This is a genomic window from Desulfosporosinus youngiae DSM 17734 (assembly GCF_000244895.1).
Taxonomy (GTDB): domain Bacteria; phylum Bacillota; class Desulfitobacteriia; order Desulfitobacteriales; family Desulfitobacteriaceae; genus Desulfosporosinus; species Desulfosporosinus youngiae.
In genome coordinates this window covers 4,944,130-4,965,070 of the sequence record NZ_CM001441.1, presented here as the reverse complement: position 1 = coordinate 4,965,070, position 20,941 = coordinate 4,944,130, and the positions used below count along the sequence as shown (strand labels likewise).

Annotated in this window: 22 protein-coding genes; 19 read left to right on the top strand and 3 right to left on the bottom strand. The window is 45.3% G+C overall.

Annotated elements, in window-relative coordinates; all coding sequences use genetic code 11:
- The first annotated feature begins 26 nt into the window (after positions 1-26).
- The 10 genes from mtaB (at position 27) to cdd (ending at position 8,062) form a co-directional block, all read left to right on the top strand.
- Positions 27-1,358: a tRNA (N(6)-L-threonylcarbamoyladenosine(37)-C(2))-methylthiotransferase MtaB gene (gene mtaB, locus DESYODRAFT_RS23075; RefSeq protein ID WP_007786765.1), complete on the top strand. Its 1,332-nt coding sequence runs from the start codon at positions 27-29 to the stop codon at positions 1,356-1,358.
- 57 nt (positions 1,359-1,415) lie between these two features.
- Positions 1,416-1,760, top strand: coding sequence for a histidine triad nucleotide-binding protein (locus DESYODRAFT_RS23070; protein WP_042340042.1), 345 nt, complete (start codon positions 1,416-1,418; stop codon positions 1,758-1,760).
- Positions 1,761-1,871: 111 nt separating this feature from the next.
- Positions 1,872-2,048: a 30S ribosomal protein S21 gene (gene rpsU, locus DESYODRAFT_RS23065; RefSeq protein WP_007786763.1), complete on the top strand. Its 177-nt coding sequence runs from the start codon at positions 1,872-1,874 to the stop codon at positions 2,046-2,048.
- Between the two features lie 13 nt (positions 2,049-2,061).
- Positions 2,062-2,514: a GatB/YqeY domain-containing protein gene (locus DESYODRAFT_RS23060; protein ID WP_007786761.1), complete on the top strand. Its 453-nt coding sequence runs from the start codon at positions 2,062-2,064 to the stop codon at positions 2,512-2,514.
- 135 nt (positions 2,515-2,649) lie between these two features.
- Positions 2,650-2,931, top strand: coding sequence for a YabP/YqfC family sporulation protein (locus tag DESYODRAFT_RS23055; protein WP_007786760.1), 282 nt, complete (start codon positions 2,650-2,652; stop codon positions 2,929-2,931).
- Entirely contained in the window at positions 2,931-4,121 is a 1,191-nt protein-coding gene (locus DESYODRAFT_RS23050; RefSeq protein ID WP_007786759.1) for a sporulation protein YqfD, read from the top strand. The genes DESYODRAFT_RS23055 and DESYODRAFT_RS23050 overlap by 1 nt, the downstream gene beginning before the upstream one ends.
- 87 nt (positions 4,122-4,208) lie before the next feature.
- Entirely contained in the window at positions 4,209-6,467 is a 2,259-nt protein-coding gene (locus DESYODRAFT_RS23045; protein WP_083842268.1) for an HD family phosphohydrolase, read from the top strand.
- Between the two features lie 183 nt (positions 6,468-6,650).
- Positions 6,651-7,124 (top strand): rRNA maturation RNase YbeY, encoded by a 474-nt coding sequence (gene ybeY, locus DESYODRAFT_RS23040; RefSeq protein ID WP_042340038.1) that lies wholly within the window; start codon positions 6,651-6,653, stop codon positions 7,122-7,124.
- Positions 7,125-7,158: 34 nt separating this feature from the next.
- Positions 7,159-7,542: a diacylglycerol kinase family protein gene (locus DESYODRAFT_RS23035; RefSeq protein ID WP_007786756.1), complete on the top strand. Its 384-nt coding sequence runs from the start codon at positions 7,159-7,161 to the stop codon at positions 7,540-7,542.
- 79 nt (positions 7,543-7,621) lie between these two features.
- Positions 7,622-8,062 carry a cytidine deaminase gene (cdd, locus tag DESYODRAFT_RS23030; protein ID WP_042340037.1) on the top strand — a complete coding sequence of 147 codons (441 nt, stop codon included), beginning with the start codon at positions 7,622-7,624 and terminating at the stop codon, positions 8,060-8,062.
- A 134-nt stretch (positions 8,063-8,196) separates the two neighbouring features.
- Here the strand turns inward: cdd and DESYODRAFT_RS23025 are convergent, their stop codons facing one another.
- From DESYODRAFT_RS23025 to DESYODRAFT_RS23015, 3 genes are read right to left on the bottom strand one after another with little or no spacing between them, the layout of a single operon-like run.
- A complete protein-coding gene (locus tag DESYODRAFT_RS23025) occupies positions 8,197-9,096 on the bottom strand; it encodes a glycine betaine ABC transporter substrate-binding protein (protein ID WP_007786754.1) in 900 nt (299 codons plus the stop codon).
- 53 nt (positions 9,097-9,149) lie between these two features.
- Positions 9,150-9,782, bottom strand: coding sequence for an ABC transporter permease (locus tag DESYODRAFT_RS23020; RefSeq protein WP_007786753.1), 633 nt, complete (start codon positions 9,780-9,782; stop codon positions 9,150-9,152).
- An 11-nt stretch (positions 9,783-9,793) separates the two neighbouring features.
- Positions 9,794-10,924, bottom strand: coding sequence for an ABC transporter ATP-binding protein (locus tag DESYODRAFT_RS23015; RefSeq protein ID WP_042340036.1), 1,131 nt, complete (start codon positions 10,922-10,924; stop codon positions 9,794-9,796).
- Between the two features lie 591 nt (positions 10,925-11,515).
- Between DESYODRAFT_RS23015 and era the strand changes: the two genes are divergently transcribed.
- The 9 genes from era to ccpN all read left to right on the top strand — a co-directional run bounded on the left by era (position 11,516) and on the right by ccpN (position 20,883).
- Positions 11,516-12,451: a GTPase Era gene (gene era / locus DESYODRAFT_RS23010; protein ID WP_007786750.1), complete on the top strand. Its 936-nt coding sequence runs from the start codon at positions 11,516-11,518 to the stop codon at positions 12,449-12,451.
- Between the two features lie 4 nt (positions 12,452-12,455).
- Entirely contained in the window at positions 12,456-13,091 is a 636-nt protein-coding gene (deoC, locus tag DESYODRAFT_RS23005) for a deoxyribose-phosphate aldolase (protein WP_007786748.1), read from the top strand.
- An 87-nt stretch (positions 13,092-13,178) separates the two neighbouring features.
- Positions 13,179-13,964 (top strand): DNA repair protein RecO, encoded by a 786-nt coding sequence (gene recO, locus DESYODRAFT_RS23000; RefSeq protein WP_007786746.1) that lies wholly within the window; start codon positions 13,179-13,181, stop codon positions 13,962-13,964.
- A complete protein-coding gene (locus DESYODRAFT_RS22995) occupies positions 13,957-14,391 on the top strand; it encodes a DUF4342 domain-containing protein (protein ID WP_042339036.1) in 435 nt (144 codons plus the stop codon). Before recO ends, DESYODRAFT_RS22995 begins: the two co-directional genes overlap by 8 nt.
- Positions 14,392-14,447: 56 nt before the next feature.
- A complete protein-coding gene (locus tag DESYODRAFT_RS22990; protein WP_007786742.1) occupies positions 14,448-15,011 on the top strand; it encodes an NUDIX hydrolase in 564 nt (187 codons plus the stop codon).
- A 391-nt stretch (positions 15,012-15,402) separates the two neighbouring features.
- Complete coding sequence (gene pduL / locus DESYODRAFT_RS22985) at positions 15,403-16,629, top strand: phosphate propanoyltransferase (protein WP_007786741.1); 1,227 nt, start codon at positions 15,403-15,405, stop codon at positions 16,627-16,629.
- A gap of 415 nt (positions 16,630-17,044) precedes the next feature.
- Positions 17,045-17,935, top strand: coding sequence for a glycine--tRNA ligase subunit alpha (gene glyQ / locus DESYODRAFT_RS22980; RefSeq protein WP_007786739.1), 891 nt, complete (start codon positions 17,045-17,047; stop codon positions 17,933-17,935).
- Between the two features lies 1 nt (position 17,936).
- The gene (gene glyS / locus DESYODRAFT_RS22975; protein ID WP_007786738.1) at positions 17,937-20,012 is read left to right on the top strand and encodes a glycine--tRNA ligase subunit beta; all 2,076 of its coding nucleotides are present in this window, start codon (positions 17,937-17,939) and stop codon (positions 20,010-20,012) included.
- 232 nt (positions 20,013-20,244) lie between these two features.
- Complete coding sequence (gene ccpN, locus DESYODRAFT_RS22970; RefSeq protein WP_007786737.1) at positions 20,245-20,883, top strand: transcriptional regulator CcpN; 639 nt, start codon at positions 20,245-20,247, stop codon at positions 20,881-20,883.
- Positions 20,884-20,941 lie beyond the last annotated feature (58 nt).

Here is a 20,941-nt window from a genome sequence, read left to right as displayed (position 1 = left end):
ACCACGGAAAAGGTGGAATTATTTTTATGCCATTTGCTAGTCAAGGTTCTAGGACCGAACCACGAAAAGCGGTTTGTTTCGTTACGTTGGGCTGTAAAGTGAATCAAACTGAAAGTGAAGCGATGGCCCAGCTGTTTCGAGAGGCGGAGTATCAGGTGGTGAGTGCCCAAGAGGAAGCAGATGTGGTTGTCGTTAATACCTGCACTGTGACGAATACGGGGGATAGTAAATCCCGTCAGGTTATTCGCCGGATGATTAAGGCTCACCCGGAGAGTGTTGTGGTGGTCATGGGTTGTTATGCTCAAACAGCGCCGGGAGAGGTTCTGGGGATTGAGGGGGTTGATCTGGTTCTTGGAACTCAGGATCGCTCGAAAATCCTGGAGTGGATTAAGCGTGTGGAGGCTGAGAGGGTGCCTCAGAATGCTGTGCGCGGGATCTGGGATGCTGAGGAGTTTGAAGAACTTCCTCAACTTAGTGAGGAGCACCGGACGAGGGCGATGCTGAAAATTCAGGAAGGGTGCAATCAATTTTGTACGTACTGCATTATTCCTTATGCCAGGGGTCCTTTGCGCAGCCGGCGTCCGGAGAAGGCGATTGCTGAGGCCCGGCGGCTGGTTGAAGAGGGTTATCCGGAAATTGTCCTGACTGGGATCCATACAGGGTTTTACGGACAGGATTTAGGAGAAGAATGGAATCTGGCCCGTTTAGTACGGGAGTTCGATAAAATTCCCGGACTTCGGCGTTTGAGACTGAGTTCGATTGAACCCATGGAATATACGGATGAGTTGCTTGAGAGCATTGTTGCGTCAGATAAAGTTTGCCCTCACCTGCATATACCCTTACAAAGCGGCAGTGATCATGTGTTGGCACGCATGAACCGACCCTACGATTTATCAGAGTATAAGGCATTGCTGGGAAAAATCCGCAGGCGGATTCCCAATCTTGCAGTTACAACGGACATCATTGTTGGTTTTCCCGGCGAAACGGATGAAGACCATGCCTCAACGATTCGATTCGCGAAAGCCTGTGACTTTTCCGGAATTCACGTGTTTCCGTATTCTAAGCGGCAGGGAACCCCTGCTGCGGATTATCCTGATCAAGTTTTGAAAAAAGTGAAGGATCAACGGGTCAAGGAACTTTTGGCGGTTGCTCGGGAAAGTCAGGCAAGGTTTAGTCGTCGCTTTATTGGAGATTCTCTGGAAGTGCTGATCGAAAGGGTTGATCCGGAGGGATGTGCGGTAGGGCATACGCCTCATTATATTCAGGTTGAGATTCCGGCTCGTGAGGATGGTAAGCTGTGGACAGCCGGGGAGTTCGCAACCGTTGTTTTAGAAGAGCATCATATTAAGTTATCCTAAGTCGCAAAACTCTATTGACTGGAATAAGATAAGGGAAGGCAGGGAAAAAGAATGCAGATCTCAGATTGTATCTTTTGTCAAATTGCCCAAGGGAAAATTCCCAGTGAAACCGTCTATGAAGACGATGGATTAATTGCGTTTAAGGACATTAACCCATTGGCCCCAGTACATTTGGTGGTTATTCCCAAAATTCATTTGCGTAGTCTTAATGATGTGACGCCCGAAAATGAACCGTTAATTGGGCATCTTTTGGGGGTTATCCGTCGGTTAGCTGAGGAGCTTGGGGTGGCAGAGTCCGGCTATAGAGTGGTCACCAACACAGGTACAGACGGAGGGCAAGTCGTGGGTCACCTGCATTTTCATTTGCTGGGCGGGCAGGCCCTAAACGCTAGAATTGGATGATTTTGGTGATAGACTTGAGTCATGACCTCAAAGTGAACTTGACTCAACCTAATTCATCCAGTATAATAATAAAGTATATTTGTGATGATCCAGTGGAGGGAGGGATAGACAATGAGTGAAGTCAAAGTTGGTAAAAATGAATCCCTTGATGCCGCACTCCGCCGGTTCAAGCGTTCTTGTCAAAAGGCAGGTGTCAGCGCAGAAGCTCGTAAGCACGAGGCGTATGAGAAACCAAGTGTGAGGAGAAAGAAGAAGTCTGAAGCTGCACGTAAACGCAAGTTCAAGTAAGGAGTGTCTCGAATTGACCCTGAAAGATCGCTTGGTTGAGGATATGAAGCTTGCCATGAAGGCCAAAGAGGAGGGGAAGGTAAGACTTTCCGTCATTCGAATGGCCCGGGCTGCCATAAAAAATGCTGAGATTGATAAGAAGATTGAGTTTAACGATGAGCAAGTCGTCGAAGTTTTAGCACGGGAAATGAAGTTGCGTCGGGATGCGCTTGAAGTTTTCGGGCAAGCGGATCGCCCCGATAAGGTTAAAGCTTTGAAAGAGGAAATGGAAGTTCTTAAAGATTACCTTCCTCAACAGCTTTCCGAAGGGGATATTCGCCAACTCGTTCAGGAGACCGTTACCGCAGTTGGGGCTCAAAGCCTTAAAGACTTGGGAAAAGTCATGGGGGCAGTAACTCCTAAGACGAAAGGTCGTGCTGATGGTAAACTTGTCAATCAGATTGTACGAGAAATTCTTGAGGCATAGCAAGATTAGGATTTGTAAAAGAGGCCTGGTTACATAAGTAACCGGGTCTTTTTCATATCTAAAATAATTTAATAGCAAGCTTGGACTATTATGGTTTTTCCCTTCATAAATATTCAGTGAAGGGGAGGGATTTCTTTGTTCAAAAAAATACAGACAAGCGTCGGAGAAGTTTTAGATTTTCCGCCGGATGTTGTAGGAGAAGGTCCTAAAATTACGATAATTGGTCGAAGAGAAATAATGGTTGAGAATTATATAAGTATTATTAATTTTTCAGAGGAAGAAATAAGGATAGAAACCGCGGAGGGGGATATCTATTTTAGGGGAAAAGGGTTAATGCTTAGAGTAATTTTGTCTTCGGAACTGCAGATTGAAGGGGAATTGTCTTCCTTTTCGTTTGGAGGAGGGGAGATAAAATAATGTTTGAATGGCTGAGAACCTTTTGGTATGGGCGGATTCTTTTCCTCGCACGGGGAGAGCAATTGGCGCGCTTCGTTAATCTGGTTTCCAAAGACGGTGTCATTCTTTATCATACCCAACGATCTGAGCATGGAATGCGTGCCCAGATTAAGCTGGCAGATTTTCGGCGGCTGCGCCGCTCCGCGCGCCTCACGCATACAAGAATACATATTGTGGCTAAGTATGGCTGGCCTTTTGTTGCAGCACGCTGGTGGCGCAGAAAAGGGCTATTGATAGGTATTATTATCATAGCTTCTGTTCTGACGTTTTTGTCCCAACTTGTGCTTTCAATTTCAGTGCTGGGAAATAAAAATCTTATGACGGCTGAGGTGTTGGAACGGGCTGAGAAGCTCGGACTTAAAACCTATGTTCATTCCAAAGATTTAGATCTGAACGGGATTGCTAAAGCGCTTCAGGAACAACTGCCGGATGCAGCCTGGATAGGCATAGAGCGTCACGGAACAAACATAGAAATCAGAGTTTCAGAGAAAATCCGCCCGACTATTCCTGAGGAAGCGGGGAACCTGGTCGCCAGCCGTGCCGGAATCGTCAAGGAAATTATGGTGATTGAAGGGACGCCTCAAATTCATGAGGGGGAAACCGTGCGGGCGGGGCAAGTACTGATATCGAGCCCTCCAGCCAATTATAGTCAGAGCGCACAAGACAAATCAAAACCTACGCCCCCGGCAGCCGTTGCCCGTGGGTTTGTGCGGGCGCGGGTGTGGTATAGTGCCGAGGCACAAGTTCCCTTGGTTGAGGATAAAATGGAGGAAAGTGGAAAAATTGCTGTGGGAAGGGGTATAAAATTTGGTTCCCGCGTTATAATGCTAACAGCACAGAATTCTCCCTTTGACCAATCTTGTAAAGAAGAGATCATTCAATCCGCAAAACTTTGGAGGAATTGGCGTTTTCCTGTCGAAGGTATTAAGGTAAATCATATAGAATTACGTAATGTGCATATTGAACGCTCCGTTGCTGAAGCCCGCAAATTGGCGGAACAAGCAGCCCGGCTTGAGGTTCAGAAGAAAATTACCCAGGGAGTCCCGATTGTAGAAGAGATAGTCAGGGTTCTTCCCGGCAATTCGGGTTCGGAGCGGGTTAGAGTTGAGGTAGAAACTTACGAAGATTTGGCCGTATATGCCAATCCATAGAGTTTGGCGATATTATTCAGCCCTCAGAAGCATGTGAGTCCTAAGCAGGGCACTGGGAAGTAAGGATGATGGTATTTGAAGAACAAAATGCTCAGAAGGATCTGGGGTGAGCTATCCAGCCGTCTTGATTGGCTTAAACATCACACCGCCTGGCTGCGTGCCATAGTTGGGGTGATGTATTTTCTGTTGTTAACGATTTTGTTATCCTCGAACATTTTTGTTTCGACACTGCATATAGAGATAGGAGAGCCCAGCCCTCAGCTCATCACTGCACCGTGGAATAGGGATATCGAGGATCAGGTGAAGTATGAGCGCGATAAGGAGGCGGCTGCAAGAGCTGTTCAGCCGGTGTATAAGGCGGATGAGGAGTATTTGATCTTATTGACCAAAACTATCGGAAACGCTTTTATCTCCTTGCGTGAGGCTTCGACATCAGAAAACGATGAAATCCTCAGCGAACTTAAAAAAAATCAGCTTTTTGCGGGTTTGCCGGAGGATGTGTTGGTTTCTCTCATTGAAACATTGCCTGAAGAACTAACGAAGTCCGAACAAGTTGGCCGGGAAATTATTTTAAGCAGAGCGCGTAGTTTGGATACAGGGCCTCGTACGAGCGAGAATGTGGCAGCGTTTCGTGATCGGATTAAAGCCGAACTTGATCAAGCTGAGCTAACTCAAGATGCTAAAACCCTATTTAAGGTTTTTTTGGATCAAGAGGTGAACCGGCCAACTTTGATTGTGGACGAGCCGACAACAGAAGCCTTACGGGCAGCAGCAAGGGCTTTAATAAAACAGGACAGCCTGCACTACAAGGCTAACCAAAAAATCATAGGGGCCGGCGAAATCGTTGATGAGACAATTTACCAGGTCTTGGTCGCTTATGGATTGATCAATAGCCACAATACATGGAAGTCTGTCTTCGGAATTGCCGTGATTGTACTTATTGGTATGGGCTCGATTTTAGCGTATCTATTTCAATATAAGCGGGATATTTTTAACTCGACGAATCGCCTTATCCTGCTTGGGCTGGTTATGAGTATGATTATGGCCATCGGACGTGGAGTGATTGCCTTAAATCTGGGCCCTGACTTTAATACTTTGTCAGGCATGCTGATTCCGGTAGCTTGGGCGACCATGACAGTGGCAATTTTAGTCGGCGTGGATGTTGCTATTATGGTTTCTGTGGTCTTAGGGATCTTTGTGACAGTCTTAGTGGACCCGGCTCTTTCCACCTCATTCAGTCTGCACTCGGGTGTTGTGGCTCTCTTTGGCGGGATTGTCGGTGTATATAGTGTATCTCGTTTAAGTCAGCGTTCTGATTTGGCGCGTGCAGGGATTTTTGTGTCAGGTATTAATATTTTGGTCATCAGCGGAATTGCCTTAACCTCAGACATGCGCTTAGCAGTTTGGGTAGTCGGCGTGATCCTGGGGATTGTCAATGGCTTAGCGTCTTCGTTTTTGACGGTAGGAGCCTTGCATTGGTTTGAATCCGGATTTCATATAACGTCATCCGTTCGCCTGTTAGAAATATCCGACCCCAATCGTCCCTTGCTAAAGCGCTTGTTAATGGAGGCACCTGGGACCTACCATCATAGCATTTTGGTAGGCAACCTGGCTGAAGCCGCTGCAGAAGCTGTTGGGGCTGATGCCACTTTAGTTAGGGTAGGCGCTATGTATCACGACATTGGCAAGTTAAAACGCCCTTACTTTTTCATTGAAAATCAATTTACCCAGGATAACCCCCATGATAAAATTGCCCCCACTCTTAGCGCATTGATTATTACGTCTCACGTCAAGGATGGGCTGGAACTGGCTAAGGAATATAAACTTCCGCAGCAGATCCAGGATATTATCGCCCAGCATCATGGAGATAGCCTGGTCAGTTTCTTTTATCATAAGGCTATTGAGGAATCTGAAAATGTTCCTGAGGAAGCGTTTCATTATGAAGGCCCAAAACCTCAGACCAAAGAGGCCGCCCTGGTCGCTTTGGCTGATACAGTAGAAGCGGCAGTCAGGTCAATGAAACAGCCAACTCCAGGGCGGGTCGAGGGATTTGTCCGGAAAATAATTAAGGACAAGCTGAATGATGAACAATTGGATCAGAGTGATCTGACCTTTCAAGACTTGGACCGTATTGCAATGGCCTTTGTTCGTGTCTTAAGCGGAATTTTCCACTCGCGGGTTGAATATCCGGAAATGCCAAGTATTCGGGGTAATAGTAACGATTCCATACCGAAAAGACTCCCGGGTGAAGTGCTTAAAGAGGATGATGAAAGCTCTCAAACGGAAAAGCCGTTGGAAAGTCTTGAGGAGACAGCAGCGGAAGCCAAGGTCAGACAAGAAAGTTAGATTGCTTCAATATTTGCAGAATAGCCTGTCATGTTGCTGTGCAGCACCTTACTACTCCGAAAATAAGGTTCAGTTGGCATACTACATAATAACCAGGTAATACAACAGCGTCGAAATCGAAGGGGGGAAAGAGTGACCGCATCTAAGTTATTGGTTTATCGGATGAGGTTTGCTCTGGATTATGTGATCATAGATATCTCTTGGGAAGAAGACTCAATCCTGATGGAACAACGTGAACCATTGGCTGCTTTATTAAATCAAGCGATCAATGAGGCCATTCGCATGTCAGAAGGCCCGGAAGAAGCAGAAGTAAGCCTAATGTTAGTTGATGATCAGCGCATCCATGCCTTAAATCTTGAATATCGGGGAGTAGACCGCCCAACGGATGTTCTTTCCTTTGCCTTACAAGAAGAAATGGAAGAAGAACCTGAAATAGAGGAAGAGGATGAGATGCTTGGGGATATTGTAATCTCGGTTGAGCGGGCAAGAGATCAGGCGGTGGAATATGGGCATTCCTTCGAACGGGAGATTATTTACCTTGCTGTCCATGGGACGCTCCATTTGTTAGGCTTTGATCATGAAGAAGAGATTGATAAACAAGAAATGCGCGTGAAAGAAGAAGCAGTAATGGCAAAATTGAAGCTGGAGCGAGTATAGAGGCTAAGAGCTTCTAACTTCAAATGGAGGTAAAATGGGGATATATCATAAACCAGGCTTTTTACGCAGTTTAAATCAGGCATGGCGAGGAATGCTGTATACTGTTAAGACTCAAAAACACGTACAGTTTCATATCGTGGCAGGGGTTAGCGTCTTGCTCTTTGCTTGGTGGAGTGAGGTTACACGGTTTGAATGGTTGAGTCTTATTTTTGCAATCGGCAGTGTCATTAGCGCGGAAGTCATGAATTCAGCGGTTGAAACAGTGGTCGATATGGTACAGCCAAATTTTCACCCTTTAGCAGGAATGGCCAAAGATATTGCAGCAGGGGCTGTATTAGTGGCGGCGATTCAAGCAGCAGTGATAGGAATGATCGTTTTTGTTCCTGTACTGTATCGCTTGGCGAGCAGGATGTTTTAGGAGTGAGGGTGATTAACCCGGTCTTCCAAGGAAATGGTTCGAAGGAGTTGTTTGCGTGCGGCAGAATCAATCTCAAACAATGGGAGTAATAGAGGCAGAGATTCGGGGAACGATTGCACCAGAGCTCCTGGATGAGCTTATTCATCAGGCTAAGGCAGCTTATGAGCATGCTTATGTTCCGTATTCTCATTACCCGGTTGGGTCAGCAGCAGTCTTTTCCTCGGGAACGATTTATAGTGGGTGTAATGTTGAGAATTCTAGTTATGGCTTAACCATTTGTGCAGAACGAAATGCAATTTTTAAAGCTATAGCTCGTGGAGAACGAGAATTAAAGGGAATTGCTATCGCGGTTCCAAGTGATGTTTTTCCGTCTCCTTGTGGCGCTTGTCGGCAAGTGATTCGTGAGTTTGCCGTGGATTGTCCGGTCATCCTAGTAAATGGTCAAGGACAAGTGCGGTGGACTAGCCTAAAACGGTTGCTGCCGGAGGCGTTTGGTCCGGAGTTTCTAGGACTGGCATGACACAGCGCCCGGGGCTTGTGACGGAGGATAATGTTACTCGGGAGAAGGCACATTTGATGTGCATGGTTTAGACACAAAAAGGACCGAGGCGCCTTAGCCTTGGTCCTTTTTACAAGGTTAAACTTTAAGGTTTACTAAATCAAACCTTGGGCTTTTAGCCACTCGTTGGCAACATCTTTAGATGATTGCTTGTCCAGGTCGACCTTAGCGTTAAGCTGCTGCATTGCTGCATCATCGAGTTTGCCTGCCAAAGAGTTGAGAGCATCTGCAAGCTCAGGGTGTTTGGCTAATGTATCATTACGCACGAGCGGAGCGGCGTAATAGGGTGGGAAAAACTGCTTATCATCCTTTAGAACTTTCAGATCAAACGCCACAATTCTTCCATCGGTAGCAAAAGCATCCAACACGTCTGCTTTACCGTCTTTGACGGCACCGTACATTAAGCCCGCATCCATTGCACTCGTAGCCTTAAAGTTCATGCCATACATTTTCTGAAGTCCTTTATATCCGTCTTCCCGTTCAAAGAATTCGCCCTCAACCACCAATGATAAATTAGTTGATTGCTTAGCAAGATCACTGAAAGTTTCAATACCCAGCTTTTCTGCATCTGCTTTACGCATGCTCATTGTGTAAGTATTATTAAAACCAAAAGGTTCCAGCCAGGTAATGTTCTTATTCTCATTGTACATTTTGCTTACCTTATCATAAACGGCAACCGGGTCGGTCATTGGCTCTTGTTCAAGTTGAACCATCAAAGCTGTACCGGTATATTCTGCATAAATGTCAATATCCCCATTATCTAATGCCTTTGACGCAACCATTGTTCCTCCAAGCCAGGGTTTAGTTTCGACTGTAAGATCAGTTTTAGCCTCAACTACTCCAGCCATTAAGTGAACCAAAATGTCTTGCTCCGTAAAGTTCTTTCCGCCAATTTTTATGGTGTCCCCTGCTTCGGTTTTGGCTGAGCAACCTACTAAACTAAGAGCCAATAATAACACAAATGCTAAAATGCCATATTTTTTTGCCTTTTTCATGAGTTATCCTCCTCCAAACTTATAATTATCTCAATAATATTTTTTAGACCAGTTTACCTGCTGCCTTTAGGAGTTACCCTAATCTCAATCCGTTTGATCAAATAATCGAAAATTACAGCCAACAGTGCGGCTGGGAGGGCCCCTGCCAGAATCAGTTCATTGCTTGACATCGAAATCCCTCTAAAAATCAGATCTCCCAAACCTCCGGCTCCAATTAAAGCGGCAAGAGTGCCAACCCCTACGATAAGAACAGTTGAGGTTCTTATGCCTGCCATAATAACAGAGAGAGACAGAGGCATTTCCACCATAAATAATACCTGAGTTGAAGTCATTCCCATGCCGATTCCTGCTTCAATAGCAGCCGGATTTACTCCTACTATACCTGTATATGTGTTACGTACGATAGGCAATAATCCGTAAATTGTTAATGCCACAATAGCAGGAACAAATCCAATGCCCAGTAGGGGAATCATCAAACCAAGCAGAGCAAGGCTGGGGATTGTTTGTGCTACTGCTGTCACACCGATGATTGTCTCGGCTAATTTGCGATAACGGGTTAATACAATTCCTAACGGAACAGCAATGCTAATCGCAAAAAAGAGGGCGACAAATGTTAACTGAATATGCTCACCGAAAGCTGTAACGATAGCCGGCCATCGTTCTTGGAAAATTTTGAATATTTCCATGGCTCTCCTTTCTAGGAATCCGTTGTTCCATTTCGGTATTTATCTGCCATGACATCGACTAAACTCGCTCTGGTAATAACACCTGCCAGCTCCCCTGCAGCGCTGAGCACGGGCAGGCTGGACACTTTATTTTCACTGATGACTTCTAAGGCCTCGCTTAAGGGCCGGTCTCTCTGAATGGTTGGAAAATCCTTCAGCATAATATCCTGGAGAGTTAAAGTTTCGTCACGGTAGTGTTGCTGGATGTCCCATGCTTTGGCAATACCCAGATATTTATTTCCTGATTTAGTTATGATCAAGCTGTCAACTTTATATTTATGCATTAGTTTGATAGCCTCTGCCAAGCCACGGTTAGGACCGGCTGTTACTGGCTTAACCATTACATCTTCAACATCAGGAAGGATACCTGCGGCATTTAGTCTGTCTTCTCCGATAAACGAGTGTACAAAATCATTGGCCGGATGACGCAAGATATGTTCTGGACTAGCTAACTGAACTATCTTGCCGTCTTTCATAATACAAATACGATCTGCAATTTTAAGGGCTTCATCCATATCATGAGTGACAAAGACAATAGTTTTCTTTATTTCCTGTTGCAGCCTGATAAGCTCGTCCTGCAGTTGTTCGCGGCTGATCGGATCTAAGGCACTAAATGGCTCATCCATTAAAATAACTGGCGGTTCGGCGGCCAGTGCTCGAATAACCCCTACCCTTTGTTGTTGGCCGCCACTTAATTCTGCGGGATAACGGTCACGATATGTATCCGGATCTAAGCCGACCATAGATAAAAGATCATCGACTCTTTTCAGATAGCTTGAAGCATTCATTTTTTTAAGTTTCGGTACTAAGGCGACATTCTCGCCAATTGTCATATGGGGCAGGAGTCCAATGTGCTGGATAACATACCCGATATTACGCCGCAATTCGACAGGGTTTTCCTTGCTAATATCCTTGCCGTCTATCCATATTGTACCTGTTGTCGGTTCGTTTAATCGGTTAATCATCTTCATGGTGGTCGTTTTACCACAGCCGCTGGGCCCGATTATTACAAACAGTTCCCCTTTATCAATGTGAAAAGATATGTTATCTAAAGCTTGAAACCCGTCTGAGAATATTTTAGAGACTTTGTCAAATCTTATGATTTTAAACACCTCCTTTTATGAATGCCCTCATATTAATTACACTATCTTACAACTTTGTCGATTTTGTAAAGTTGCCTGTAGTTTATCACGTCTTATAATAACGGTGCAAAGGCAAAATGATCGGAAATCTTTCAATTATTCAACTTTAGCTATTGATAACTCTGAATTTTATACTATAACTTCCAATTACAACCCAATAGTATTTACCCATTCAAATCATGCAGTTAAATCTCCTTAAGGTGGGGGGTTAAAATTTGACACGATTTCTCCCTCAGCATATAATTATTGCAATAAATGCCTTATAATATATGATGGGAGAGTTTTGTGAATCTTCTCTATATGATTTTGGATGAGTGGAAGCCGAATGAGAAGTGGATGGGTAGTTCTGAGCACATAAACGAAGTGGATCCTCAGGGATTAAAAAGGTGGAACTGCTGGAATAAGCTCCGCTTCAGTAGCTTAAAAATGCTACAGGGGTGAGGGCTTTTTGAATTAGAGGCCTAGAGGCGGTTAAGAATGAGGGTTCCATAATGGGTGCTGAATAGACGTTATTAGTTAAGGATAAGGTAATATAGACTACATAAAAAATTAATGCTGAAAGATAGGGAAGTGACTTCATCGTTGGTTTCGAAAAGTGAATTTCGTTCAGGCTTTGTGTCTGTGATTGGCAGACCGAATGCAGGGAAATCGACCTTGCTTAATCATTTATTAGGACAGAAAGTGTTGATCATGTCCGATAAGCCTCAGACCACGCGTAATCGAATCCAGTGTATCCTGACGGAGGAACGGGGACAAATCATTTTTCTGGATACCCCCGGCATACATAAGCCAAAGCATAAGCTTGGCGAATTCATGGTTGGGACGGCCAAGGAATCCATGCGGGAGGTGGATGTGATCCTCTATATGGTGGATCTGTCTTCTGACTTTGGTCCGGGGGAAGAGTTTATCATTGAGATGCTCAAGCAAACGAAGACTCCCTGTGTATTGGCTTTGAATAAAGTCGACTTATTAACGAAAGAGCAGTTAATGATTAAAATTCAGCAGTTTTCCAAGCTGGCAGATTTTAAGGCTATTGTGCCTATTTCTGCAAAAACGGGGGAAAATACCAATGAGCTGCTGAAGGTGATCTTTGCTCAACTCCCCAAGGGTCCGATGTATTATCCGGAGGATGAAGTGACCGACCAGCCTGAGCGTTTCATTATGGCTGAATTGGTGCGCGAAAAGGTACTTCAGCTGACCCGGGATGAGGTTCCTCATTCGATTGCTGTGGTGATTGAAGAGGTTCAAGAAAAGAAAACGTTAGTTAAGGTGCGCGCTCTGGTTATCGTTGAGCGGGAATCTCAGAAAGGAATTATCATCGGGTCAGGGGGCGCTCAGCTTAAAGAGATCGGTCGTTTGGCCCGGCAAGATATAGAAGCTTTGCTGGGCAGCAAGGTGTTTTTAGAACTGTGGGTCAAAGTCAAGAAGGACTGGCGCAACCGGCCGGACAGCTTGCGTAATTATGGCTATGGAAAGGAAAAGGGATAAGTCAATGAATCTTACTGGAATAACGGATCATACCTTGTTAAAACCGGAGGCCTGTGAAAAGGATATTGTAGCATTTTGTCATGAAGCTCAGCAGCACAGATTTGCTGCGGTTTGTGTTAATCCGATTCACGTGCAAACGGTGTCTAAACTACTGCACGGTACTGGGATCTGTGTTGCTGCTGTTGTAGGTTTTCCGCTAGGGGCGACATTTACAGAAATTAAGGTTCAAGAAGTATTCATGGTTAAAGCTCATGGCGGCAAAGAAGTCGATATGGTTATGAATATCGGCTGGGCAAAGTCCGGGAATTGGGAAGCGGTTGAGCGGGATATCAGCAGAGTGGTTGATGCGGCTCATGAGTGCGGATTAATCGTAAAAGTTATTATTGAAACCTGTCTCCTCACTGAAGAGGAGAAGAAATCAGCAGCCGAGATCGTCAAACGTTCGGGAGCGGATTTTATCAAGACTTCGACCGGCTTTGCCGGAGGGGGAGCCACTGTTGAGGATGTGCGTAATCTGAAAACATGGGTTGGGGAAAAGGTAAAGGTTAAAGCATCGGGCGGCATAAGGAGCAGGGAATTTGCGCTTGAGCTTGTGGAGGCCGGGGCGGATAGGCTGGGGACAAGCGCCGTTCTTGTGTGAAGGATGCAGAGCAAACTGCCGTTCAAGCGCCTGACTGTCATGCATACTAAGATCATAGAATACAAAGAATAGAAAGGGTGAGTGGACGTGGCCGTTTATCATGCGGACGCGTTGGTGATCCGCAGCAGGCAATTTGGTGAGTCGGATCGGGTGCTCACTCTTTTTTCCCGTGAGTTGGGGAAGCTTCAAGCTGTGGCAAAAGGAGTGCGCAAACCGAAGAGTCGTCAAAGGGCGGGGGCTCAGTTATTTACGTATGGAGATTTTTTGATTCACCGGGGGAAATCTCTCGATACTGTAAGCCAGTGCAGTCCTAAGGAAAGTTTCCCTTATCTATGGAATGATCTGGATCGTTCCTTTGCTGCTGCTGGGGTTGCCGAGCTCTTAGATATCTCAACGATTTCCGGGCAGCCTAATGCGGAGCTGTTTACACTTACTTTGACTAGTTTATTTCTGCTGGAACAATTTGACTCGTCTCTTGTGCTTAGTGCCTATGCTTTACGGTTAATGGAAGTGTTAGGGTATCGTCCGGGTTTAGGGGAATGCGCAGAGTGCGGGGGCAAGGCGAAGGGGGATCGTTTGTTTTTTAGTGCAGAGGCTGGGGGGATCTTATGTGGGAACTGTTGGGAGAACTATTCCGGACGATGGATTCGGGCCGGCAGTATTGCCTTTATGCGTCAGCTTCTTCGTCAGGATATTACCAAATTAGATCGCTTGCGTTGGAGTGCTTGGATGCAGCAGGAAATTTTGGAGATATTGAGGATTTATCTCGAACATAAGTTTGAGCGACCCCTTAAAGCTTGGAGAATGGGAAGTCTGACGCGGGATGACTCGGAGCGGGGCTTTGACGGAAAGGAAGGGAAAGACCATGAATGAATCTTGGACTGAACTTGAAAAGATAGATCTTCTGCGTGAGCGTATGGGGATCGGATATGAAGAAGCGCGTACAGCCTTAAATCTGGCTCAGGGTGACGTGCTGAAAGCCTTGGATGATCTGGAGAGGATTCGAAACGGTTTAGGAAACGATCGGAAGTTTGAAGAGTGCGGCCAGGGAATTTTGGAGAGTGTGAAGTCTACGTTGTCGAATATCAGTCACTCTACAATCAGTCTTAAACGGCATGATAACACGATTATCAGCGTTTCTGCTCCTTTGGGCCTGGCTCTGGCCTATACCATATGGAGGAAACCAGGCTTGAGATTGCTGGCTCTTGTCGGAGCTGTAGGAGCAGCTATGAATCACTTTGAATTAGAAGTTGCCTCGAATCAGGAGTATCTTTATGATAGGGAAACGGGCGAATTTTAGTCTTTGTTTTAGTATAGATACGTCACGAGCTATCCTTAATGTGAAAGAGAGAGAGTATGCAATTTATTGATGCAATTAAACGATATGCTCCATACAATGAGCAGGAAGAAAAGGATAAGGCCGTATTTCTGAAATGCCTGGAGATATTTGAGGATGTCTTAACCAGAAAGAATGTAATTGCTCATTTAACCAGCTCGGCTTTTGTAGTCAACAAAAGAAGAGATAGGGTACTTGTTATTCACCATAATATCTATAACTCTTGGTCGTGGACCGGCGGGCATGCGGATGGTGACGAGGATTTACAAGCCGTTGCTATTAAAGAATTGAAGGAAGAAACCGGAGTCAATCATATCCATTTGCTTACCCCGGGGATCTTTTCTTTGGACATACTTCCAGTGATAGGGCACATAAAAAGAGGGGAATACGTGTCTCCTCACCTGCATTTATCCGTCGCATTTTTAATGGAAGCGGATGAGAATGACGTCCTAAACATTAAAAAAGACGAAAATAGCGGCGTCAAATGGATACCTATAGAAGAGTTAAATGTCTATAGCAATGAACCTCATATGCATAAAGTGTATGATAAATTTATATGTAAAATTAAAGAATTGAGCCTATAAGAATCGTTTCCGTAAGAATGTTTGTTATTATAGACAACTAAAAGAGCCTTACAAAGATTAAAATGGTTTCCATAGCCTGTTGAATTAGGACCGAAGGTTGATATACTCAGTTTAATTGAAAATCCTCTGACCATTGACCAATGGTCTAGGGGCGTTTTTTATATCAGCATACCCTCCGGAAAGTATTCCATGACAAAAAACGGCGGCAATTGAAGAAGGTTTCGGTGGATAAAAATAAGGAGATTTAGCAAATACTTATAATTATCGCAATATTTTAGATTGTATTTGTGATTTAAAAAAATTATACTTTATAGTTTGGGGAAGATGTTTCAAATAATACTACTTTAATATAAAATAGTGGTACTAGTCTGAATTCAAGGAGGGCAAGAGAATGGAAATGAGTGATCCTAAAAAAGTAGACTTTAAGCAAGAAGCGAAATGGCTTGTTATGGTGGGAGTTTCCAGGGCACATGTCCATCTTACTCGTGAACATATGGAAATATTATTCGGACAGGGCAGTGAGCTGACCGTGCTGCGGGATCTAGGGCAGGCAGGTCAATTTGCTGCTAAAGAAACTGTCAATGTCGTAGGGACAAAAGGAGTTTTGGAAAAGGTCAGAATTATCGGACCAAATCGTACTGAAAGTCAAATCGAATTGTCGCGCACAGAGACATATCCTTTAGGGATTGATGCACCTCTGCGGGATTCCGGCGATTTAGTTGGTACCCCAGGAGCAGTACTTATCGGACCTAAAGGGGTCGTAGTACTGGATCACGGCTGTATTATTGCTAAAGCACATGTACATATGCTGTCTAAGACTGCAAAACGCTTGGACCTTACTGATTCAGATAAAGTCAGCATTTTACTCAAAGGGGAAAAAATAGTTTCCTATCATGATGTTACAGTTCGTCTGGTAGATGATGGAGTTACTGAATTCCATATAGATACGGATGAGGCTAATGCTGCCTTTGCAGACACGGGAGATATGGCCATGATCATCCATAAGGAGATAATTATCCGGGATGATTGTGGTAATGTTCTGGAAATTGATACCGATAATATTAAATTTGTTGAAGGCAAGGACCCCAACGGTTACTATACTCAAGCGGGCATTAAACTAATGGGATCAGTGTTTGAATACCCTGAATCTGTACAAGAAGAAATCCGGGATAAACTACTGAATCCTAAGTCTATCGCCCCCAACAAATATTATCTGCTGACCGCTCAAGAAAATGAAAAAGTCTTCGGAATCGCCTGTTTCTATTGGATGCCAAACGTGAAAATGGGCTATTTAGAGCACCTTGGGATTACTCCTGAATATAAAGCCAGGGGTATCGGAGGCTTTCTATTCCATAGGGTCAGGACGTTCCTTGAAAAGAAACATCCTGAGATCGAAGGGATTCTCCTTGAGGTCAGGAAGAATATGGAACATCTCGATGACAGGAAACCTTTCTTCCTGGATCTGGGGGCTATTCCTATCGATAGCGATTTTTATTCCGCAAAGAAAACCAAGGCCGGCGAAGAGTTTTCGCTCATGTTTAAACCTGAGACGGCAAATGCCAGACTTGATACGGCAACCATGGAAGCTGCCTGGCAAACGATCAACGAAATTTTATAAGATCTTTTTACTCTTTTATTTGACAGTGCATTTTCCTCGGCATATAATAGTAAAAATTAATACCTTTGATGTGATGACGAGAAAAAAGTTCGCGAATTCTCTCTATCAGCGAGTTCGGGCGGGTGGAAGCCGAACGGGAGCAGTGAATGGGGCAGCTCTGAGCATAGGAAACGAAGGGGACCCTATGGGGTCAAACAGGGTGGAACCGCGGGAACAAACTCTCGTCCCTGTAGCATAAAAATGCTACGGGGGTGAGAGTTTTTTAATTGGTTCCTTTGGAGAGCAAGGTCATTGGGGTCTGTGAAAGTAAGGGGTCATTGCACGTTCACACACGTTCCCGTTCACTTGCTCGTTGGATGCTGAAGGTATTAGTGTAGTATATCAGACCGATTCCATTATATAAGGAGGCTTAACTATGAAGTTTCAAGATATTATCCTGTCTCTTAACCAGTTTTGGGGAGAACAAGGGTGCATTATTGCGCAGCCGTATGATGTAGAAAAAGGGGCCGGCACGATGAATCCCGCAACCTTTCTAAGGGCTCTGGGGCCTGAACCATGGAATGTGGCCTATGTCGAGCCGTCCCGCAGACCGACCGATGGACGATATGGGGAAAATCCCAATCGCTTGCAGCACTATTTCCAATACCAAGTTATTCTCAAGCCCTCTCCGGACAATGTTCAGGAACTATACTTGCAGAGTTTGGAGCGGTTAGGAATTAATCCGCAGGAGCATGATATCCGTTTTGTCGAAGATAATTGGGAGTCTCCAACGTTAGGTGCGTGGGGGTTAGGCTGGGAAGTCTGGCTCGATGGCATGGAAGTGACTCAATTTACGTATTTCCAACAGTGCGGCGGAATTGACTGTAAACCAGTCTGTGCAGAGATCACTTATGGCTTGGAGCGTCTGACGACCTATATTCAAAACAAAGATAATGTCTATGATATAGAATGGGTTGGAGATGTCACTTATGGTGATATTTATCTTCAGAACGAAATTGATTACTCTCATTATAATTTTGAAGTGGCAGATATTGAGGCTTTGCAAACCTGGTTTGATATGTATGAGAAAGAGGCCAAGCGGGTTGTGGAGAAGGGTTTGGTACTTCCCGCCTATGATTACGTGCTTAAGTGCTCCCATACCTTTAACCTTTTGGACGCTCGCGGAGCTATCAGTGTCACAGAACGTACAAGCTACATTGCTCGTGTACGGGCGCTGGCTCGTCTTTGTGCTCAGGCTTATGTTGAGCAGCGGGAGAAGCTGGGTTTCCCTTTGCTGAAGACGAACTCTTTGAAAGGGGTGAAGTAAGATGGCCAAGGATTTTTTGCTTGAAATCGGAACAGAAGAAATCCCCGCAAAATTCTCTCCGGGGGCTTTGACCCAACTGGAAGAACAGGCACGCAAACGTTTGACGGAACTCCGCTTAACATTTAAGGAAATAAAGGTTTTCGCCACTCCGCGTCGTCTGGCACTTTGGGTCATAGATCTTGCGGAAAGCCAAGAGGATTTATCCCTGGAGGTTAAAGGACCTGCCGTCAAAGCGGCCTATGATGCCGGCGGGGCCCCGACAAAAGCGGCTCAAGGTTTTGCCAGAGGACAAGGGGTCTCGGTAGAAACTCTTTTTGTACAAGAAGTCAATGGGATACCCTATGTCTTTGCGCGGAAATCAGAAATTGGGCTTGAGACCAAAGCGCTCCTGCCTCAGCTTGCTGTTGACCTTATTAACTCATTGCATTTTCCGAAGCCAATGCGTTGGGGAGAACTTGATTTTCGTTTTGCCCGGCCTATCCGTTGGATTGTTGCACTTTATGGATCGGAGGTTGTTCCCTTTGAGTTCGTAGGTCTGAAATCGGGACGGGTTTCGCGCGGACATCGTACCCTGGCGACGGAGGAAGTGCTGATCGGCCGGCCCTCTGAGTATCGGGAAGCTTTACGCCAAGCTTATGTAATCATTGATCCTGAAGAGAGAAAGGCTGTCATCCTGGCTCAATTAAAAATCCTTGCTGAGAACGTCGGTGGTGAGGTGCCTTCCGATGAAGAACTTCTGGGTGAAGTCATTCACCTTGTGGAATACCCGACAGCCCTATTAGGGGAAGTGGCTTCTCAGTATATGCATTTGCCGGAGGCTGTAATTACAACTCCGATGCGGGAACATCAACGTTATTTCCCTGTCCGTGCCAAGGACGGAACACTTCTGCCCTATTTTATTACGGTGCGCAACGGGAGTGATTTTGCGTTGGACACAGTAAAAGCCGGAAATGAGAAAGTGCTGAAAGCCCGCTTGGAAGATGCCGCTTTCTATTATAGAGAAGATCAAAAGGTTTCTCTGGCAGATTTAGTTCCTAAACTGGGGAAAATTGTTTATCACGAGAAACTGGGTACGGTCGAACAACGGGTTGAACGCTTACGCGGCTTATCACGCTTCATGGCAGAGCGGCAGGGCTTTGAAGGGGCTAAACAGGAACAGATCGATCGAACGGCTTATTTGGCAAAGGCGGATCTGGTAACCCTAATGGTCAGTGATTTCCCCGAACTGCAAGGGATCATGGGGGCAGACTATGCCAAAGCGAGCGGAGAGAAAGCTGAGGTTTGTCAAGGGATACTTGAGCACTATCAACCTCGCTTCGCAGGGGATGCGGCACCTGCCTCTGATTCAGGACGCGTGGTCAGTCTGGCAGATAAGCTGGATGCGATTGTCGGAGCCTTCAGTATCGGGATTCAGCCTACGGGATCTCAAGATCCCTACGCCCTGAGACGGCAGGCTCAAGGGATTGTTGCCATTCTGTTAGATTCGGGCTGGGAGCTTTCCTTAACTGAGCTTATACGGGAGTCCTACAGCCTTCTGGAGAAGCAGGGAACGGTTCTTTTGCCGGCGGGGAACATCTTGCCCTTGCTGCAGGATTTTTTCCAGCAGAGGGTGCGTTTCGTGCTGCTGGAACAAGGTTTGCGCTATGATACGGTTGATGCAGTTTTGGTGCTCGGCAGTGACAATATTAACCGTGTTGTGAAAAGGGCTCGGGTGCTTTCCGAAAAACGAGTGGAAGAAGCCTTTAGTCTATATGCCCAAGCGTATACCCGCTGCTTTAACCTTACCAAAAAAGAAGCGGCACAGGAGTTGAATCCGGCTCATTTGGTCGACGAGACAGAAATAGCCTTAGCCAAGGGGATTTCTGCTCGTAAACAAGGATTTGATGAAATGATTGAACTGGGAAATTATGAGGAGGCCTATGATTTGGCGTGGGAAATAGTCCCGCAAATCGAAGCTCTTTTCCAGGCGGTCATGATTATGGTTGACGATGAGGACTTGAAAAAGGCACGCCTGGCTTTACTTGGGCAATGTGTGAAGATGCTGGGATGCTTGGGTGAGTTAAGTGTTTTGGCTTAAAACTGATACCTGAGTATTCGTTGATAGCCACTTGTCATACAAAACCAAGCCGCTATATTAATAAAAACACTCTTGTTTTTGACAGGAGTGTTTTTATATTGATAAAAATTTATAGGTTTTACAGGTAACACTATCTATTCAATGAACAATATTATATGGTATAATCGATCGAATCGAACTTTATTAGTATGTCACATTAAAGCCAGAGCAAGAACATAAGAGGTGAAATTGGTTGGAATGGACGGAACGGCAACAGCGAATTGTGGAGATCGTGAAAGCATCAGGTTCCATTACGGGTGAAAAGATTGCAGCAATGTTGAATTTGACGAGAGCTACTCTCCGCCCGGATTTAACCATTTTAACGATGTCAGGAGTCTTAGTAGCCAGACCGCGCGTCGGGTATTCTTATCGTGAAGATCTCGGGCCTTCTCCTATTATGGAACGCATGCTTCAGCTCCGAGTCTGCGCATTTAAGTCAATGCCGGTTACTGTACTGGAAGATGCCAGTATCTATGAAGCGGCGGTTACGATGTTTACGCAAAATGTAGGGAGTCTGACAGTGGTTCGGGAAGACAGGGTTCTTTTAGGAATGATCTCACGAAAAGATATTTTAAAAGCTTCTATCGGAAAAATGGATCTTCAGCAAGTTCCGGTCGGGGTCATAATGACACGCATGCCAAACATATACATGGCTACTCTAGATGAACCTGTTTTGAGTGCTGCAAAAAAATTGGTCCAACATCAGGTTGACAGCTTACCGGTGGTAGAAGAGTATGTGGATGAGAACGGGAACGAGTGTTATGAGGTCGTGGGCCGGTTTACAAAGACAAATGTCACTAAGCTCTTTGTAGAGATATCGGAAGCTGAGTAATCAATTTAGACAGAAATCAGAGATCGGAAAGCCGGAGGCCGGATCGTGGCTCATGGTT

Excerpts from the sequence above, each read along its gene's own strand:
- mtaB (WP_007786765.1), top strand. The coding sequence starts at position 27 with ATGCCATTTGCTAGTCAAGGTTCTAGGACCGAACCACGAAAAGCGGTT.
- rpsU (WP_007786763.1), top strand. The coding sequence starts at position 1,872 with ATGAGTGAAGTCAAAGTTGGTAAAAATGAATCCCTTGATGCCGCACTC.
- DESYODRAFT_RS23050 (WP_007786759.1), top strand. The coding sequence starts at position 2,931 with ATGTTTGAATGGCTGAGAACCTTTTGGTATGGGCGGATTCTTTTCCTC.
- DESYODRAFT_RS23045 (WP_083842268.1), top strand. The coding sequence starts at position 4,209 with ATGCTCAGAAGGATCTGGGGTGAGCTATCCAGCCGTCTTGATTGGCTT.
- DESYODRAFT_RS23035 (WP_007786756.1), top strand. The coding sequence starts at position 7,159 with ATGGGGATATATCATAAACCAGGCTTTTTACGCAGTTTAAATCAGGCA.
- cdd (WP_042340037.1), top strand. The coding sequence starts at position 7,622 with ATGGGAGTAATAGAGGCAGAGATTCGGGGAACGATTGCACCAGAGCTC.
- DESYODRAFT_RS23025 (WP_007786754.1), bottom strand. The coding sequence starts at position 9,096 with ATGAAAAAGGCAAAAAAATATGGCATTTTAGCATTTGTGTTATTATTG.
- DESYODRAFT_RS23020 (WP_007786753.1), bottom strand. The coding sequence starts at position 9,782 with ATGGAAATATTCAAAATTTTCCAAGAACGATGGCCGGCTATCGTTACA.
- era (WP_007786750.1), top strand. The coding sequence starts at position 11,516 with ATGCTGAAAGATAGGGAAGTGACTTCATCGTTGGTTTCGAAAAGTGAA.
- deoC (WP_007786748.1), top strand. The coding sequence starts at position 12,456 with ATGAATCTTACTGGAATAACGGATCATACCTTGTTAAAACCGGAGGCC.
- DESYODRAFT_RS22995 (WP_042339036.1), top strand. The coding sequence starts at position 13,957 with ATGAATGAATCTTGGACTGAACTTGAAAAGATAGATCTTCTGCGTGAG.
- DESYODRAFT_RS22990 (WP_007786742.1), top strand. The coding sequence starts at position 14,448 with ATGCAATTTATTGATGCAATTAAACGATATGCTCCATACAATGAGCAG.
- pduL (WP_007786741.1), top strand. The coding sequence starts at position 15,403 with ATGGAAATGAGTGATCCTAAAAAAGTAGACTTTAAGCAAGAAGCGAAA.
- glyQ (WP_007786739.1), top strand. The coding sequence starts at position 17,045 with ATGAAGTTTCAAGATATTATCCTGTCTCTTAACCAGTTTTGGGGAGAA.
- glyS (WP_007786738.1), top strand. The coding sequence starts at position 17,937 with ATGGCCAAGGATTTTTTGCTTGAAATCGGAACAGAAGAAATCCCCGCA.